Below are 15,857 nucleotides of genomic sequence, written 5' to 3'. Positions count from 1 at the left end.
CCGGGGCTTCGCACCCTCTGCCGCACCAGTATAGCCAGAGCGGCCCCGGGTTTGTCCCGCGAAAGCGAAAGACGCCGCGAAATTGTGATTTCGCGGCGTCCCGAAGCGGAAAGTGACCTTGGGTCAGTCTGTTAGCCTGTGCAGCGCTGCAACAGCCCGGCTCAGACCATCATCTCCTTGGTGGCCGAGAGGGTCACGCCCGGATAGTCGCGTTCGACCCGGTCGATGTCCCACTGCATGCGCGTCAGGTAGACGATGTCGCCGTCGTTGTCGTGGGCGATGTGCTGCTTGTTGGCGTTGGTGAATTTCTCCACCGCCGCCTTCTCGCCATGCACCCAGCGCGCCGAGGTGAACTGCGAGGGCTCGAAACGCACCGGCAGCGAATATTCCTGCTCGATCCGCGCGCCCAGAACCTCGAATTGCAGCGCGCCGACGACGCCGACGATATAACCCGAGCCGATCGACGGCTTGAACACCTTCGCCGCGCCTTCCTCGGCAAATTGGAACAGCGCCTTTTCCAGGTGCTTGGCCTTCAGCGGATCGCCCGCGCGCACGCTCTGCAGCAGTTCCGGCGCGAAGGACGGGATGCCGGTGACCTTGAGCGCCTCGCCCTCGGTCAGCGTGTCGCCGATGCGCAGCTGGCCGTGGTTGGGGATGCCGATGATGTCGCCCGCCCAAGCCTCTTCCGCCAGCTCGCGGTCGGCTGCAAGGAAGAGCACCGGGTTGGAGATCGCCATGGGCTTCTTGGTGCGCACATGGGTCAGCTTCATGCCGCGCTCGAAGTGGCCCGACGACAGCCGCACGAAGGCGACGCGGTCGCGGTGCTTGGGGTCCATATTGGCCTGCACCTTGAAGACGAAGCCGGCGACCTTTTTCTCGTCGGGGGCAATTTGCCGGGGCGCGGCCGAGGTCGGCTGCGGCTCGGGCGCGAGCTCGCCGATGCCGTCCATCAGTTCCTTCACGCCGAAGGAGTTGATCGCCGAGCCGAACCAGATCGGCGTCATATGGCCTTCGAGCACCGACTGCGGATCGAGCGCCGGCAGCAGCTCGCGCGCCATCTCGACCTCCTCGCGCAGCTGCTCGAGCAGCTCTGCCGGAATGTGCTCCGCCAGCTTCGGATCGTCGAGGCCGGACAGCTTGATCGATTCCGCCACGCGGTTGCGATCCGCGCGGTCCATGAGTTCCAGCCGGTCGTGGATCATGTCGTAGCAGCCGACGAAATCCCGGCCCATGCCGATCGGCCAGCTGGCGGGCGTCACGTCGATGGCAAGGTTTTCCTGAATCTCGTCGATGATCTCGAAGGTGTCGCGCGCCTCGCGGTCCATCTTGTTGCAGAAGGTCAGGATCGGCAGGTCGCGCAACCGGCAGACTTCGAAGAGCTTGCGGGTCTGGCTTTCCACGCCCTTGGCGCCGTCGATCACCATGATCGCCGCATCGACCGCGGTCAGCGTGCGATAGGTGTCTTCCGAGAAGTCCGAGTGGCCCGGCGTGTCCACGAGGTTGTAGCGGAACTGCCCATATTCGAAGGACATCGCCGAGGCGGAGACCGAGATGCCGCGCTCCTGCTCCATCTTCATGAAGTCCGAGCGGGTGCGCCGCGCCTCGCCCTTGGCGCGGACCTGTCCGGCCATCTGGATCGCCCCGCCGAAAAGCAGGAACTTTTCGGTCAGCGTGGTCTTGCCCGCATCCGGGTGCGAGATGATCGCGAAGGTGCGGCGCCGCGCGATCTCGGGCGGCAGGGTGGGGCGGTTCGAAGCGGTGTCCAGCATGAGCGCGCGTATAGGTGCGGGCGGGGGTTTTGTCTATGGGGAACCGCGCGGCGCGGGCGGCGGTTGAGGCTTTGAAAGGAGACCTCCGATGACCAAGGATCACGGCCCCTCGATCAAGGACGACAAGCTCTACGAGGACCTGCGCGGGCAGGGCTACTCGGCGGAGAAGGCGGCACGTATCGCGAATGCCAAGGCCAATCCCGACATGCACCCCTCGAAGAAGGGCGGCAAGGCGCCGCCCTACGAGGACTGGACCAAGGAAGACCTCTACGAGCGGGCGCAGGAGATCGGCGTCGACGGGCGCTCGCAGATGAGCAAGGACGAGCTGATCGCCGCGCTGCGCAACCACTGAGCGCCGCGCGGGCTGCCGCCTCGGGCCGGCGTATTTGGAAAGAGAAGAAGCCCTATGCGCTTTCACCTAGGTGAAAATATCCCGGGGGAGGCCGCGTCAGCGGACGGGGGCAGCGCCCCCATTTTCCGGAACCGTCAGCGCCGCCGCCGTCTCAGCCCACCGAGGAGCGCCGCAGCAGCTCGGCCGCGTCGGGCCTCTGCAGCATCACTTCCTGCACCTCGATCTCCGGCTGGTCCGAGGCGCGGTGGCGCGGCAGCAGCGCGGCAAGTTGTTCGGAGAGTTCAGCGGGCAGGGCGGCGCGGGTGCGCGTGTCGACGAGCATGGATTCCGCCGCGATGCCCTCGGCGTAGATGATCTGGTGATGGTCGAAGAGCATCTGGTAGTACTCCACGAAGCCGCCGTCCTGTTGCACGATGCTTTCGCCGTTCAGCAGGTGGCGGGCGCGCACCAGCAGTTCGGCGCGGCCGGTGCCGAGCCGGTCGCGGCGCTGGTAGATGAACAGCCTGTGGTCCGGGCTGACCAGCAGATCGCGGGCATTGTTGAGCGCCCCGGCGCGGATCAGGATCGGCGCGAAGGCGCCGCTGGCGCGCACCACCTGGTTGCCGATCCAGCGGATGTCCTGCGGGCCGTCGTCACGGGTCAGCACGCGGTCGCCCGGGCGCAGATCCTCGATCGGGCGCTGCGCGCCGGAGGCCATGGTGATCAGCGTGCCGCGGGTGAAGGACACGCAGGCGGCCTGGGCGAAGCGGGCCAGCGCGCCCTCGGCGGAAATCCCGACAAGCGCGTAGTCCTTGCGGGGCTGCAGCGGCGCCAGCGGCATGATGTAGACCTGCGCCACCAGCCCGTCGGAATCGGTCTCGACCAGCACGATCGCCTCGGTCATGGCGCCGTCGCCGCTCATGAAGATCACGCAGCAATCCAGATGCAGCGCGGCGCCGGGGTGCCCGGTCTCGCTGCCGGGTGCGACGTGAAAGGGCGCAACGTGGACGGGGGCGCCCGCAGAGGGCTGGACGGCGAGCCGGCAGGGGCGTGCCCGCGGCGAGAGCGCGTAGATGTCGTCGGGCTGCAGGTCGTCGGCAAAGCTCAGCTCGTCGCCGAGATTGGCGCCGCTTACCACGCGAAGATCGGCGCCGCGGTAGACGGTCACGCTGTGCGCCGGGCGCGGGCCGGCGGAAGTGTAAAGGGCGTCTGACATCACTCGTCTCTACCTGCGCCAGCCTCTCTTCGGGTCTTCCCGAAATGGGCCTGCGTGCACTGTCCTGGCTTCCGGGTCTTGAATTCGGGGTCTTTGCTTCGGGGCGCTTGGCCGGAAAAGCTGTCCCAGCTTACATGCCATTGTCTGTCAGGGGAATGTGTCATCATATGGCCCCGGACCCGGCGTTTTGCCGGCAGAGGTGACCCGGCGTTTCGCCGGTGGACGGAAAAGGGAGAACAGGATGGATCTCGGGATCGCGGGAAAGACGGCGCTGGTCTGCGCCTCGTCGAAGGGACTGGGGCGCGGCTGTGCCGAGGCGCTGGCCGAGGCGGGCTGTAGCCTCGTGATGAACGCACGCGGCGCAGAGACGCTCGAGGCCACGGCCGAGGAAATCCGCCGGGCCTATGGCGTCGAGGTGACCACGGTGGTCGCCGACATCGTCTCCGAGGACGGCCGGGCGCAGGTGCTCGAGGTGGCGCGCGGCGCCGACATCCTGGTGACCAACGCCGGCGGCCCGCCGCCGGGCATCTGGAGCGACTGGGACCGCACCGATTTTCTCAAGGCGCTCGACGGCAACATGCTCACGCCGATCGCGCTCATGCAGGCGCTGCTGCCGGGCATGATGGACCGCGGCTGGGGCCGGGTGGTCAATATCACCTCGCGCTCTGTGAAGGCACCGATCCTGCAGCTTGGCCTGTCGAACTCGGCGCGGGCGGGGCTCACCGGCTTCGTCGCGGGCACCTCGCGGCAGGTGGCGGAGAAGGGCGTGACGATCAACAACCTGCTGCCCGGCGTGCATGAAACCGACCGGATCGTACAGATGGACAGGCACGAGTCGGAGAAGACCGGCCGCCCCATCCCCGAGGTCAGCGCGGCGCGTGCTGCGGGCATCCCGACGCGCGCATACGGGCAGGCGGCGGACTTCGGGCGCATGTGCGCCTATCTCTGCTCGGTTCATGCGCGTTTCATCGTCGGGCAGAACATCGTGCTCGACGGTGGCGAAACGCTGGCGACGATCTGAGCGGGGCAGACATGGCACGAGGGCCGGACGGGCAGGGCGGGGGCGCGGGTTCCTCGCTCTCAGATCAGCTGTTCAACCGCGAGTCGCTGACCGACCTCGGTCGCGATTTTTCCGTGCTGCCCGGCTTCGATGCGGGGCGCTTCGTCGAGACCGCCCTGTCGCGGCTCACGGGGCTCGGGGTGCATGCGCGGCTGGAGCTCCTGGCCGATGCGCTGGCGGAACAGCTTCCTTTGGGGTTTCCCGAAATGGCGGAACAGGTCGAGGCGGCGATGCCGGAGGCTCTCGATCCCACGCTTGGGGATGACGACTTCGGGCGCTTCATCCACGCGGTGCCGGGCGTTCTGGCGGTGAAACATGGCATGGCGCATCCGGCGCGCGCGCTCGATCTGATCCATGCCGCCACGCAGCGCTTCTCGATGGAGTTCGCGCTGCGGCCCTTTCTCAACCGCTGGCCCGAGGAGGTGCTGGCACGGCTCGACACCTGGGTGAACGATCCGAACTACCACGTGCGGCGGCTCGTCTCCGAGGGCACCCGGCCCAAGCTGCCCTGGGGCATGGGGATAACGCTCGATCCGCTGGTGCCGCTGCGCTATCTCGATGCCCTGCACGCCGATGACACCCGTTTCGTCACGCGCTCGGTGGCCAACCATCTCAACGACCTGACGAAGATCGCCCCGGCGGAGGTGCTTACCCGTCTCGCCCGCTGGCAGGACGAGGGCCGGCAGCAGCCGAAGGAAATGGCCTGGATCACCCGCCACGCCCTGCGCACCGCGGTCAAGCGCGGCGAGCCCGAGGCGCTGGCGCTGCTCGGCTACCGCGCCGATCTGCTGGTTGCGGCGCGCGTGACGCTTTCCTCCACGGAGATGAAGATTGGCGACAGGCTGGGGATCGCGGTCGAGCTGAGCTCACCCGAGGGCGGGCCGGTTCTGGTGGACTACCGATTGCGCTTCCACCGCCCCAACGGCAGCGCCGAGAAGGTGTTCAAGCTGAAATCGGCCACGCTCGCGCCCGGCGTGCCGCTGCGACTGGAGAAGCGTCACCACCTGAAGGGCGACGCCACCACGTTCCGGCTGCATCCCGGCCCGCACGCGGTGATCGTGCAGGTCAACGGGCGCGACGTGGCCGAGGCCGCCTTCGAACTCGGCGCCTAGCTGCGCAGCCGCCAGCCGGTGCGGAAGATCCACCAGATCACCGCGAGGCAGAGGCCGGTGAAGCCGGCGATCGCCAGCAGGCTCAGCCCGACCGGCACGTCGGCCATGCCGAAGAAGGCCCAGCGAAAGCCGGAGATCAGGTAGACCACCGGGTTGAACAGGGTGATCGTCTGCCACACCGGCGGCAGCATCGAGATCGAGTAGAAGCTGCCGCCGAGGAAGATCAGCGGCGTGACCACCAGCAAGGGCACGAGCTGAAGCTGCTCGAAGTTGCCGGCCCATATGCCGATGATGAACCCGAGCAGCGCGAAGCTGATACAGGTCAGCAGCAGGAAGGCGACCATGGCGACGGGATGCTCCACCTGCAGGTCGACGAAGAGCGTCGCCGTGCCGAGGATCACCACGCCGATGAACAGTGCCTTCGTCGCCGCCGCGCCGACGTAGCCGATGACGATCTCGAGGAAGTTCACCGGGGCCGACAGCAGCTCGTAGATCGTGCCGATGAACTTCGGGAAGTAGATGCCGAAGCTGGCGTTGGCGATGGCCTGGGTGATCACCGAGAGCATCACCAGACCCGGCACGATGAAGGCGCCGTAGCTGACGCCCTCGACCTCGTCGATGCGCGACCCGATGGCGGCACCGAAGACCACGAAGTAGAGCGAGGTCGAGATCACCGGCGACAGGAAGCTCTGCATCAGCGTGCGGAAGAAGCGGCTCATCTCGTAGTGGTAGATGGCCCAGACGCCCCGGAGGTTCATGCCGCGTCCTCCTCGTTGTGCACCATGTTGACGAAAATCTCCTCGAGCGAGCTTTGCCGCGTGGCCACGTCGCGCACGGCGATGCCCTCGGCGGCGAGATCGGCCATCAGCCGGGCGATGCCGCTGCGCTCGGCGGTGCTGTCGTAGCGGTGCACCAGCATGTGGCCTCCGTCCTGCAGCTCGAGCCCGCGGCCATCCAGCGACGGCGGCAGGGCACCCAGGGGGGCATCGAGCGAGATGCGCAGCTCCTTGCGGCCGAGTCGGGTCATCAGGCTCTGCTTGTCCTCGACCAGCAGGATGCGGCCGCGGTTGATCACCCCGATGCGGTCGGCGATGGCCTCGGCCTCCTCGATGTAATGGGTGGTGAGGATGATCGTCGTGCCGCGCGCCTTGAGGTCCGCGACGATCTCCCACATGTCGCGGCGCAGCTCGACGTCGACCCCGGCGGTGGGCTCGTCGAGAAACAGCACCTTCGGCTCATGCGCCAGCGCCTTGGCGATCAGCACCCGGCGCTTCATCCCGCCCGAGAGCGCGCGGATCGGCGTGTCGCGCTTGTCCCACAGCGAGAGCCGCCGCAGCACGTCCTCGATCAGCGCGTCGTTGCGTTTCAGCCCGAAGAGTCCGCGCGAGAAGCGCACCGTGTTGAGCACCTTCTCGAAGGGTTCGAGGTTGATCTCCTGCGGCACCAGCCCGACGAGGCGGCGGGTCTCGCGGTAGTCGGTGACCACGTCGTGTCCGCCGACGCGGAGCTGGCCGCCCGAGGGGGTGACCAGCCCGCAGATGATCGAGATCAGCGTGGTCTTGCCCGCGCCGTTGGGGCCGAGCAGGGCGAGAATCTCGCCGTCCTCGATGGTCAGATCGACGCCCTTCAGCGCCTCGAAGCCGCCATCGTATTTTTTCGTGACCTGGGTCACCTCGACCATGGACATGCGCTGCCCTCCCGCTTGTGTGAGCGCAAACCTAGGCCCCCCGGCGCAAAGCGCAACGTGCGATGCCGCAGGCCGGGCTGTGCGGCAGGGGTCTGCTGCCGGTTTCCGTCAGGAGCGGCGGGCAAATCTCTTCGAAGAGATTTGCAGCCTCCTTCGAAGGACGTTGGTTGCGGGTGTTTGCATATGGCGCTTGCCTGCGGGCCGGGCTAGAGCCGGGGCATGACACTCGCCGCATCTGCCACCAGCCTTCACCGTCCCGGCCTCGGAATCGCGCTGATCTGCGCGGGGGTTGCGGGGATCTCCATCAACGACATGCTGATCAAGCTGCTTTCGGGCGGCTACCCGCTGCACCAGATCGTCGCGACGCGCGCGGCGGTGGGGCTGTGCATCATCCTGGTCATGCTGAAGATCGAGGGCGGCTGGAAACTGCTGCGCAGCGACACGCCCTGGCTGCATCTCGCGCGCGGGGTGCTGGTGGTGCTGGCGAACATGACCTTCTACGCCTCGGTGGCGATCCTGCCGCTGGGGCAGGCGACGGCGCTGTTCTTCGTGGCGCCGCTGTTCATCACGCTGCTGTCGGTGCCGATCCTCGGCGAGCAGGTGGGGCCGTGGCGGCTCGGGGCGGTCTTTGTCGGCTTTCTCGGCGTGGTGGTCATGCAGCAGCCCTGGGCCGACTCGCCGGAGGGCAATTCGGGCGCGCGGCTGGTGCTGCTGCTGCCGGTGGTCTCGGCGCTGCTCTACGCGCTGCTTCAGGTGCTGACGCGCAAGCTCGGGGTGACCACCCGCGCCTCGGCGCTGGCGGTGCACCTGCAACTGATGTTCTTGGTGGTTTCGGCGGGATTCTACCTGGTGGCCGGCGACGGGCGCTACATGGACAGCTTCGACAGCGAGGCGGCGCGGTTCCTGCTGCGCCCTTGGGTTCTCCCCGGCGCGAGCGACGCGCTGGTCTTCCTGCTGCTCGGCTGCATCTCGGGCTTCGTCGGCTACGCGCTGAGCGCCTCCTACCGGCTCGCCGATGCGGCGGTGATCGCGCCCTTCGAATACGTCGGGCTGCCGCTGGCGATCTTCTGGGGCTGGGCGATCTTCGGCGAATGGCCCATCCCCGCCACCTGGATCGGCTGCGCGCTGATCGTCGGGGCGGGTCTGGTGGTCTTCCTGCGCGAGCGGGCGCGGTTGCGGCCGCAGCCGGGACGGCGGCGCGGGAGCACCGCCGTCAGGCGTTGATCTTCAGACGGTCACCGTCAGGCGATGACCTTCAGCGAATGATTAGGCGGTGACCGTGCTGCGCACGGTGTCGATCATCAGCTGAACGTTCTCGGGGTCGGCATCGGGGGTGATGCCGTGCCCGAGGTTGAAGATGTGCGGCCCCTTCGAGAAGGCCCGCACCACCCGCTGCGTCTCGCGCACCAGCGCATCGCCGCCGGTGACCATGTGCGACGAGGCGAGGTTGCCCTGCACGCAGCCCGAGACCTGCACGTGCTCGGCGGCCCACTCCGGCGTCACGCTGTCATCGACCGCGACGCAATCCGCCCCGGTGGCCGCGTGGAAGCCGATGTAGTTCTCGCCCGCCTGGCGGGGGAAGGCGATGACCGGCAGGCCGGGGAAGCGCGCCTTCATCTCCTGGGTGATGATGCGGGCGGGCTCCAGCGCGTACTTGTGGAAATCGTCCCCTTCAAGCGAGCCGGCCCAGCTGTCGAAGATCTTCACCACCTCGGCCCCGGCCTCGACCTGCTTGGTGAGATACTCGATGGTGCCCTGCGTCAGCACGTCGAGGATGCCCTCGAAGAGCTTGCGGTTCTCGGCCTTCAGCGCATGTGCCGGTCCCTGGTCCTTGGTGCCGCGCCCGGCGATCATGTATGTCGCCACGGTCCAAGGCGCCCCGGCGAAACCGATCAGCGTGGTCTCTTTTGGCAGTTCGCTTGAGAGGATCTTCACCGTCTCGTAGACCGGGTTGAGCGTGTCGTGGATCGCCGCGACCGGCTTCAGCGCGGCCAGATCCGCGTCGGTCTGGATGGTCGAGAGGCGCGGCCCCTCGCCGGTGACGAACCAAAGGTCAAGCCCCAGCGCCTGCGGCAGCAGCAGGATGTCGGCAAAGAGGATCGCCGCGTCGAAGCCGTAGCGGCGGATCGGCTGCAGGGTCACCTCGGCGGCGAGCTCGGGGTTGTAGCACAGCGACAGGAAGTCCCCGGCCTGCGCCCGCGTGGCGCGGTACTCGGGCAGGTAGCGCCCGGCCTGGCGCATCATCCAGATCGGCGGGGTGGGCAGCGTCTCGCCGGCGAGCGCGCGCAGGATCGTCTTGGTCATGGGAACCCCCGTCTTTCTTTCGTGGCTTTCTGGTCAGTCTCTCGGGGGCGGCAATATGTCAAAACGCCCCCCATTGCCACAGCTTCTCCCGCGACATAAAGCTCGGGCCATGACAATCGAGACCCCCATCGCCCTGCCTTCGCCCGACGCCCCCCTGAAGATCGGCACCCGCGGCTCGCCGCTGGCGCTGGCTCAGGCGCATGAGACCCGCGACCGGCTGGCCGCGCATTTCGACCTGCCCGCCGAGGCCTTCGAGGTGGTGGTGATCAAGACCACCGGCGACGACCGCGCGATGATCGCCGCGGACCGGCCGCTGAAGGAGATCGGCAACAAGGGGCTGTTCACCCGCGAGATCGAGGAGCAGCTTCTCTCGGGCGGCATCGACATCGCGGTGCACTCGATGAAGGACATGCCGACCGAGCAGCCCGAGGGGCTGATCCTCGACTGCTACCTGCCGCGCGAGGACGTGCGCGACTGCTTCATCTCGCCCACGCATTCGGCCATCGCCGAGCTGCCCGAGGGCACTGTGGTCGGCACCTCGTCGCTGCGCCGCCGGGCGCAGCTGCTGCACCGCCGCCCCGACCTGCAGGTGGTGGAGTTCCGCGGCAACGTGCAGACCCGGCTGAAAAAGCTCGAGGACGGCATCGCCGCCTGCAGCTTCCTTGCCATGGCAGGGCTCAACCGGATGAACATGGCCGGCGAGCACATGACGGCCATCGATCCCGAGGACATGCTGCCTGCGATTGCGCAGGGTGCCATCGGCATCGAGCGCCGCACGGATGACGCCCGCACCGCCGAGATGCTCGACGCGATCCACGACCGTCCGACGCAATTCCGGCTGGATGCCGAGCGGTCTTTCCTGCGCACGCTCGACGGCAGCTGCGAGACGCCCATCGCCGGGCTGGCGCTGCTGGAGGGCGAGGAGCTGTGGCTGCGCGGCGAGATCCTGCGCCCCGACGGCAGCGAGGCGCTCTCCGGCGAGCGCCGCGGCCCGATCACCGAGGGCGCGCGCATGGGGGCCGACCTGGCGCGGGAGCTGCTGGCGCAGGCGGGCGAGGGGTTCTTCGACTGGAAGGGCTAAACCCGCCCGGACTCAAGGTGAAACCGCCGGCCGAGCGGTCGACCATCGTGGCGCCGTCGGTTCAAGCTCGATGCGCGGAGCCGTCCCCACGGGACGGCGCCTTTTCATCGGCGCGCAGCGTTTCGATTTCTTCCGAAATCGGCGGGGATGAAGCGCTTGGCACGCATGTGGCAGCGCCCTCCCACAGGACGGCGCTTGCCCCGCGCCCTTAGCCTGCGAATGGCGCTTACCTCTCCGGGCAGTCCTCGCCGAGCGGCGTGCCGTCATAGGCCTTGTCGCCGCATTCGTTCACCTCTTCCCAGACGTAGCCCTGCCCGTCGTCGGTGATCGCCACGACCCGGTCGATGCCGAACTCGATATTACGCTGCGAGGTGTAGACATGCGCCGTGCCCGCTTCGATCTGCGCGCCGATTGCCTCGGCGTCGAAGCAGCCGAACCAGCCGGGCGCATTGCGCGGCTCGGCGCCCTCGTAGCGTTCGAACACCGGATCGAGCGTGTCGGGCCGCTCGGACGTGGTGAAGCAGGCGCGGTAGCGGATCGGCGAGGAGGAGGCGTCGATCCCCTCGAAGTCGCGGAACGGGATGTCGCGCGGCGCGCCGCGGTCCTGCGGCGTCAGCACCACGCGCGCTTCGGCCTCGGGCAGCGGCTCGTAGAAGTAGTAGACCTGCGCGTAGTAGACGACCGCGCCGAAGATCAGTGCGGCCGCAACGATGAAGATCGCGAGGATCTTGCCGCTCACGCGGCGCTCTCCGCGGCCTCGGGGCTCCAGCCCCCGGCCTCGGTGCTGACGAAGGCGTCGGCGCATTTCTTCGCCAGCGTGCGCACCCGGCCGATATAGGCCTGGCGCTCGGTGACCGAGATCACGCCGCGCGCGTCGAGCAGGTTGAACAGGTGGCTGGCCTTGATGCACTGGTCGTAGGCCGGGTGGGCCATGACGATGCGCTTGCCGGTCTTGGGATCGTCATGGGCACGCGCGAGGATCGCCTCGCATTCGGCCTCGGCCTCCTCGAAGTGGCGCAGCAGCACCTCGGTGTTGGCCACGTCGAAGTTCCAGCGCGAGTATTCTTCCTCGGTCTGGCGGAAAACGTCGCCGTATTTCAGCGCGATGGGCGACTCGGGATCGTTGAACGGCATCTCCATCACGTGATCGATGCCGAGCACGTACATTGCCAGGCGCTCGAGCCCGTAGGTCAGCTCGCCCGACACCGGGTGGCAGTCATGGCCGCCGACCTGCTGGAAATAGGTGAACTGCGAGACTTCCATGCCGTCGCACCAGACCTCCCAGCCAAGGCCCCAGGCGCCCAGCGTCGGGCTTTCCCAGTCGTCCTCAACGAAGCGGATGTCGTGCAGCGCCATGTCGATGCCGATCGCCTCGAGGCTGCCCAGATAGAGCGCCTGCAGGTCCGGCGGGCTCGGTTTGATCAGCACCTGGTACTGGTAGTAGTGCTGCAGTCGGTTCGGGTTCTCGCCGTAGCGCCCGTCGGTCGGGCGACGCGAGGGCTGCACATAGGCGGCGGCCCAGGGCTTCGAGCCGAGCGCGCGCAGCGTCGTGGCCGGGTGGAAGGTGCCGGCGCCCACTTCCATGTCGTAGGGCTGCAGCACGGCGCAGCCCTTGGCGGCCCAATAGGTCTGCAGCCGCAGGATGATTTCCTGGAAGCTGCGCGGCTTGCTGCTCTCGCTGCGGATCTCGCTCATGGCATCTTTCCCCTTGCGCGCCGCCTGTGCGGGCGCCCGTCGTCCAATGGTCGGCTGCCTGATTATGCGTGCAACGGTCAAGGGTCAATGCGCCAGCCTGACCATCTTTTGAGATGACGCGAGCCGGGGGTCTGTTACAGACTCGGCTCAGAAAACAAGAGACGATCAGTAGACCGGGGCCCGAGGAGCGAGTGAAGCCATGTTCAGATCCATTCTTTTAGCAGGCACTGCGGCCGTCATGCTGGCGCAGGGCGTGGAAGCGCAGCAGGGCGACGTGGTTTATATCCAGATCGAGGCGCAGCCCAGCCTGAACGAGGCCGAGGCGCGTCTGCGCGATTACGCCGGCGGGCTGCGCGACGTGAACGGCTTCTCGCTGGGCGGCGGCTGGTACGGTATCGCGCTCGGCCCCTACGATCCCGATTTCGCCGCCGCGCAGCTGCGCAGCCTGCGCGCCGCCGGGCAGATCCCGCGCGATTCCTACCTCGCCGCGGCCGGCGAGTACGGCCGCCAGTTCTGGCCGGTCGGGGCGGGGGGCGGTGGCGGCGCGGCGCAGGCGCCGGTGACCCCGGCGCCGCTTGATCCGGCGCCGGCCGAGCAGACCGCGGCGCTGGCGGATGCGCTGGCGCAGGATCAGGGCGAGGCGCCGCAGGCCGCGGCGGAAGCCCCCGCCGCGGCCGATCCCGTGATCCCCGAGGAAACCGTGGCGCAGGCCCGCCGCAGCGAGGCGCAGCTCAGCGCCGCCGAGCGCCAGCAGCTGCAGGTGGCGCTGCGCTGGTCGGGCCATTACGACAGCGCCATCGACGGCGCCTTCGGCAATGGTACCCGCATGGCCATGGGTGCATGGCAGCGCGACAACGGCTACGAGGTGACGGGCATTCTCACCTCTCGCCAGCGCGCCGACCTGCTCGGCAAGTACAACGCGGTGCTCGAGGGCACCGGCATGGAAAAGGTGGCCGACGCCCGCGCCGGCATCGCCATCGAGCTGCCGATGGGCGTGCTGGAGTTCGACCGCCACGAGGCCCCCTTCGCGATCTACAAGGGCAATGGCGAGCTTGAAGGCGCGCAGGCGCTGCTGATCAGCCAGCCCGGCAACCGCAAGGCGCTTGGCGGGCTCTACGAGATCCTGCAGACGCTGGCGATCGTGCCGATGACCGGCCCGCGCAGCCTGCGCCGCGACGGCTTCACCCTCACCGGCGCCAACGCCAACATCACCAGCTATACCGAGGTGCAGCTGCAGGACGGGCAGATCAAGGGCTGGACGCTGGTCTGGCCCGCCGGCGACGAGGCGCGCTTCGAGCGCGTGGTGAACATGATGAAGACCAGCTTCCGCGCCACCTCCGGCGTGCTCGACCCGGCCTCGGTCAGCGACGACGGGCAGGCGGTCGACCTGGTCTCGGGCCTGCCGGTGCGCAAGCCGCGCGAGACCGTGGCGGGGTTCTTCGTCGATGCGCGCGGCACGGTGCTGACCTCGGCCGCTTCCGTGGCGGGCTGCAGCCGGCTGACCCTCGACGGCAGCTACGACGCGCAGTTGCTTCAGAGCGATGCGGATCTCGGCGTGGCGCTGCTGCGCCCGACCGCGGCCCTGGCGCCGCGCGGGGTCGCGCGGCTGCGCACCGACACGCCGCGGCTCAACTCCGAGGTGGCCGTGGCGGGCTTCCCCTATGGCGGCGTGCTGAGCGCGCCGACGCTGACCTTCGGCGCCCTCGAGGACAGCAAGGGGCTCGGCGGCGAGGAGAGGCTGGCACGGCTGGCGGTCGAGGCGACGCCGGGCGATGCCGGCGGGCCGGTGCTCGACGCCGGCGGCTCGGTGGTCGGCGTGCTGATGCCGCGCGATCCGGGCGCCAAGCAACTGCCGGAGAACGTGGCCTTTGCCACCGATGCCTCGGCGCTGATGGCCTTCCTGCAGGGCGCGGGCATCCCGGGCAACGCCTCGCAGGGCGAGGGCGTCATGGCCCCCGAGGATCTCACCGCCGCCGCCCGCGACATGACCGTGGCGGTCAACTGCTGGGAATGATCCGGAGCGCATGGCCCCGTGACCTTCGTCTAGACGAAGGTCACGGGGTGTGAATTCGCCGCAAGGCGAAGAGGGGGGCAGCGCCCCCCTCTCTCTTTTTCGACCTGTTGTCTTTTCCGATCTGTGCTGACGGCCCTCAGGCCCCGGTCACCCGCCAGATGATGTCGCCCACGTCATCGGCCATCAGCAGCGACTTGCCGTCCGGCCCGATGCAGACGCCGACAGGCCGGCCGTAGGAGACGCTCTCGTCCTCGGCGAGGAACCCCGAGAGGATGTCGCGCGCCGGCCCCGAGGGCTTGCCGTTCTCGAAGGGCACGAAGACCAGCTTGTAGCCGCTCAGGGTCGAGCGGTTCCATGAGCCGTGCTGGCCGATCACCATGCCGTCCGGGAAGCCGGGCAGGGTGCCCGCGGGCATCCAGCACAGGCCGAGCGAGGCGGTGTGCCCGCCAAGCGCATAGTCGGGCTGGATCGCACGCGAGACCAGCGCGGCGTCCTGCGGCACCCGGTCGTCGACGATCTGCCCCCAGTAGCAATAGGGCCAGCCGTAGAAGCCGCCGTCCTGCACCGAGGTGAGGTAATCCGGCGGGGTCTCGTCGCCCAGGCCGTCGCGCTCGTTGACCACGGTCCAGAGCGCGCCCGTCGTGGGCTCCCAGGCCATGCCGACGGGGTTGCGCAGGCCCGAGGCGAAGATGCGCGCCTCTTCGGTTTTCAGGTCCAGTTCCCAGATCGCGGCGCGGCCTTGCTCGACCTCCACGCCCTCGTCGGCGATATTGCTTAGCGAGCCGACCCCGGCGTAGATCTTGCTGCGGTCGGGCGAGACGATCAGGCTGCGCGTCCAGTGGCCGTCCGGCTTGAAGTCGACCAGCTTGCGCCCCTCGCCGGTCAGCCGGGTCGCGCCCTCTTCGTAGGGGAAGGCGACAATGCCGTCGGTGTTGCCGATGTAGAAGGTGCCGTCCACCAGCGCCATGCCGAAGGGCTGGTTCTGCTTGTCGATGAAGACCTCCCGCCGCTCGGCCACGCCGTCGCCGTCCTCGTCGCGCCAGAGCGTGATGCGGTTGGCGCTGTCTCCGAGCGCCCGTGCGCGCCGCATGGTGGCATGCATGGCGCGGTCGAAGAGCGTCTGCGGCGGGCGGCCCTGCTGCATCGCCTCGGCGACCAGCACGTCGCCGTTCGGCAGCACCTCGATCCAGCGCGGGTGCTGCAGCTCCGAGGCGAAGGCGTTGACCTTCAGCCCCGGCGCGGCCTTCGGGGTCTGCCCCGGCTCCCAGCCCTTGGCGGTCGGCATCTTCAGGGTCATGATCCCCTGCTTCTTTGCCTCCGGTATGCTAGGATTTGCGCCGAACGCCTGTGTGCCCGGCGCGCCCGCGCGCCGCAGTAGAACCATCGTGCCGCCGACAATCGCGGTCACGCGTGCCATGAAGTCCATCTCCGCCCCCTTGTCTGTGTCGGCGAGAGCCTAGCGCAGCGAGATCGGGCGGCAAAGGCCCTCGGCGCGGATTGCGCGCACCCGCAAAAGGCGATTGCGCCCCAAGGTCAACCAGTTGCGGCCATTGAATGTGCCGCGGACAGGGGGCACGAGCGGCCCCGA

Annotated in this window: 14 protein-coding genes; 6 read left to right on the top strand and 8 right to left on the bottom strand. The window is 68.3% G+C overall.

Annotation, left to right across the window (positions count from 1 at the left end):
- Window positions 1-161: 161 nt before the first annotated feature.
- Entirely contained in the window at window positions 162-1,769 is a 1,608-nt protein-coding gene (locus LC039_RS14345) for a peptide chain release factor 3 (RefSeq protein WP_226625406.1), read from the bottom strand.
- A gap of 88 nt (window positions 1,770-1,857) precedes the next feature.
- On the opposite strand from LC039_RS14345, the gene LC039_RS14340 reads away from it, so the two are divergent.
- Window positions 1,858-2,121, top strand: coding sequence for a Rho termination factor N-terminal domain-containing protein (locus tag LC039_RS14340; RefSeq protein ID WP_226625403.1), 264 nt, complete (start codon window positions 1,858-1,860; stop codon window positions 2,119-2,121).
- Between the two features lie 151 nt (window positions 2,122-2,272).
- Here the strand turns inward: LC039_RS14340 and LC039_RS14335 are convergent, their stop codons facing one another.
- Complete coding sequence (locus LC039_RS14335) at window positions 2,273-3,316, bottom strand: Hint domain-containing protein (RefSeq protein ID WP_226625401.1); 1,044 nt, start codon at window positions 3,314-3,316, stop codon at window positions 2,273-2,275.
- Window positions 3,317-3,557: 241 nt separating this feature from the next.
- Between LC039_RS14335 and LC039_RS14330 the strand changes: the two genes are divergently transcribed.
- Both LC039_RS14330 and LC039_RS14325 read left to right on the top strand, forming a co-directional pair.
- Window positions 3,558-4,337, top strand: coding sequence for an SDR family oxidoreductase (locus tag LC039_RS14330; protein WP_226625398.1), 780 nt, complete (start codon window positions 3,558-3,560; stop codon window positions 4,335-4,337).
- Between the two features lie 11 nt (window positions 4,338-4,348).
- Window positions 4,349-5,488: a hypothetical protein gene (locus tag LC039_RS14325; protein ID WP_226625395.1), complete on the top strand. Its 1,140-nt coding sequence runs from the start codon at window positions 4,349-4,351 to the stop codon at window positions 5,486-5,488.
- On the opposite strand, the gene LC039_RS14320 is transcribed toward LC039_RS14325, so the two are convergent.
- Window positions 5,485-6,246 (bottom strand): ABC transporter permease, encoded by a 762-nt coding sequence (locus LC039_RS14320; protein WP_226625393.1) that lies wholly within the window; start codon window positions 6,244-6,246, stop codon window positions 5,485-5,487. The two genes, LC039_RS14325 and LC039_RS14320, sit on opposite strands and share 4 nt — an antisense overlap.
- Entirely contained in the window at window positions 6,243-7,175 is a 933-nt protein-coding gene (locus LC039_RS14315) for an ABC transporter ATP-binding protein (RefSeq protein ID WP_226625390.1), read from the bottom strand. Before LC039_RS14315 ends, LC039_RS14320 begins: the two co-directional genes overlap by 4 nt.
- A 219-nt stretch (window positions 7,176-7,394) precedes the next feature.
- On the opposite strand from LC039_RS14315, the gene LC039_RS14310 reads away from it, so the two are divergent.
- Window positions 7,395-8,399, top strand: coding sequence for a DMT family transporter (locus tag LC039_RS14310; protein ID WP_226625387.1), 1,005 nt, complete (start codon window positions 7,395-7,397; stop codon window positions 8,397-8,399).
- 42 nt (window positions 8,400-8,441) lie between these two features.
- On the opposite strand, the gene hemE is transcribed toward LC039_RS14310, so the two are convergent.
- Complete coding sequence (gene hemE, locus LC039_RS14305; RefSeq protein ID WP_226625384.1) at window positions 8,442-9,479, bottom strand: uroporphyrinogen decarboxylase; 1,038 nt, start codon at window positions 9,477-9,479, stop codon at window positions 8,442-8,444.
- Between the two features lie 109 nt (window positions 9,480-9,588).
- Here hemE and hemC point away from each other — a divergent pair, with 109 nt between their 5' ends.
- Window positions 9,589-10,560: a hydroxymethylbilane synthase gene (gene hemC, locus LC039_RS14300; RefSeq protein WP_226625381.1), complete on the top strand. Its 972-nt coding sequence runs from the start codon at window positions 9,589-9,591 to the stop codon at window positions 10,558-10,560.
- Window positions 10,561-10,786: 226 nt separating this feature from the next.
- Here hemC and LC039_RS14295 read toward each other — a convergent pair whose 3' ends face one another.
- Together LC039_RS14295 and LC039_RS14290 are read right to left on the bottom strand one after the other, a co-directional pair.
- Window positions 10,787-11,299, bottom strand: coding sequence for a DUF6446 family protein (locus LC039_RS14295; protein ID WP_226625379.1), 513 nt, complete (start codon window positions 11,297-11,299; stop codon window positions 10,787-10,789).
- Window positions 11,296-12,255: a glycine--tRNA ligase subunit alpha gene (locus LC039_RS14290; protein ID WP_226625376.1), complete on the bottom strand. Its 960-nt coding sequence runs from the start codon at window positions 12,253-12,255 to the stop codon at window positions 11,296-11,298. Before LC039_RS14290 ends, LC039_RS14295 begins: the two co-directional genes overlap by 4 nt.
- A gap of 199 nt (window positions 12,256-12,454) precedes the next feature.
- On the opposite strand from LC039_RS14290, the gene LC039_RS14285 reads away from it, so the two are divergent.
- Window positions 12,455-14,269: a serine protease gene (locus LC039_RS14285; RefSeq protein ID WP_226625364.1), complete on the top strand. Its 1,815-nt coding sequence runs from the start codon at window positions 12,455-12,457 to the stop codon at window positions 14,267-14,269.
- Between the two features lie 136 nt (window positions 14,270-14,405).
- Here LC039_RS14285 and LC039_RS14280 read toward each other — a convergent pair whose 3' ends face one another.
- Window positions 14,406-15,695, bottom strand: coding sequence for a PQQ-dependent sugar dehydrogenase (locus LC039_RS14280; RefSeq protein WP_226625352.1), 1,290 nt, complete (start codon window positions 15,693-15,695; stop codon window positions 14,406-14,408).
- Window positions 15,696-15,857 lie beyond the last annotated feature (162 nt).

Source organism: Alloyangia pacifica (assembly GCF_020524285.1).
In the GTDB taxonomy this organism is placed as follows: domain Bacteria; phylum Pseudomonadota; class Alphaproteobacteria; order Rhodobacterales; family Rhodobacteraceae; genus Salipiger; species Salipiger pacificus_B.
This window is presented reverse-complemented; position numbering and strand designations above follow the sequence as displayed.

Bases quoted from the DNA above. Each gene is read 5' to 3' on its own strand.
- LC039_RS14345 (WP_226625406.1), bottom strand. From the start codon at position 1,769: ATGCTGGACACCGCTTCGAACCGCCCCACCCTGCCGCCCGAGATCGCG.
- LC039_RS14340 (WP_226625403.1), top strand. From the start codon at position 1,858: ATGACCAAGGATCACGGCCCCTCGATCAAGGACGACAAGCTCTACGAG.
- LC039_RS14335 (WP_226625401.1), bottom strand. From the start codon at position 3,316: ATGTCAGACGCCCTTTACACTTCCGCCGGCCCGCGCCCGGCGCACAGC.
- LC039_RS14330 (WP_226625398.1), top strand. From the start codon at position 3,558: ATGGATCTCGGGATCGCGGGAAAGACGGCGCTGGTCTGCGCCTCGTCG.
- LC039_RS14325 (WP_226625395.1), top strand. From the start codon at position 4,349: ATGGCACGAGGGCCGGACGGGCAGGGCGGGGGCGCGGGTTCCTCGCTC.
- LC039_RS14320 (WP_226625393.1), bottom strand. From the start codon at position 6,246: ATGAACCTCCGGGGCGTCTGGGCCATCTACCACTACGAGATGAGCCGC.
- LC039_RS14315 (WP_226625390.1), bottom strand. From the start codon at position 7,175: ATGTCCATGGTCGAGGTGACCCAGGTCACGAAAAAATACGATGGCGGC.
- LC039_RS14310 (WP_226625387.1), top strand. From the start codon at position 7,395: ATGACACTCGCCGCATCTGCCACCAGCCTTCACCGTCCCGGCCTCGGA.
- hemE (WP_226625384.1), bottom strand. From the start codon at position 9,479: ATGACCAAGACGATCCTGCGCGCGCTCGCCGGCGAGACGCTGCCCACC.
- hemC (WP_226625381.1), top strand. From the start codon at position 9,589: ATGACAATCGAGACCCCCATCGCCCTGCCTTCGCCCGACGCCCCCCTG.
- LC039_RS14290 (WP_226625376.1), bottom strand. From the start codon at position 12,255: ATGAGCGAGATCCGCAGCGAGAGCAGCAAGCCGCGCAGCTTCCAGGAA.
- LC039_RS14285 (WP_226625364.1), top strand. From the start codon at position 12,455: ATGTTCAGATCCATTCTTTTAGCAGGCACTGCGGCCGTCATGCTGGCG.
- LC039_RS14280 (WP_226625352.1), bottom strand. From the start codon at position 15,695: ATGGACTTCATGGCACGCGTGACCGCGATTGTCGGCGGCACGATGGTT.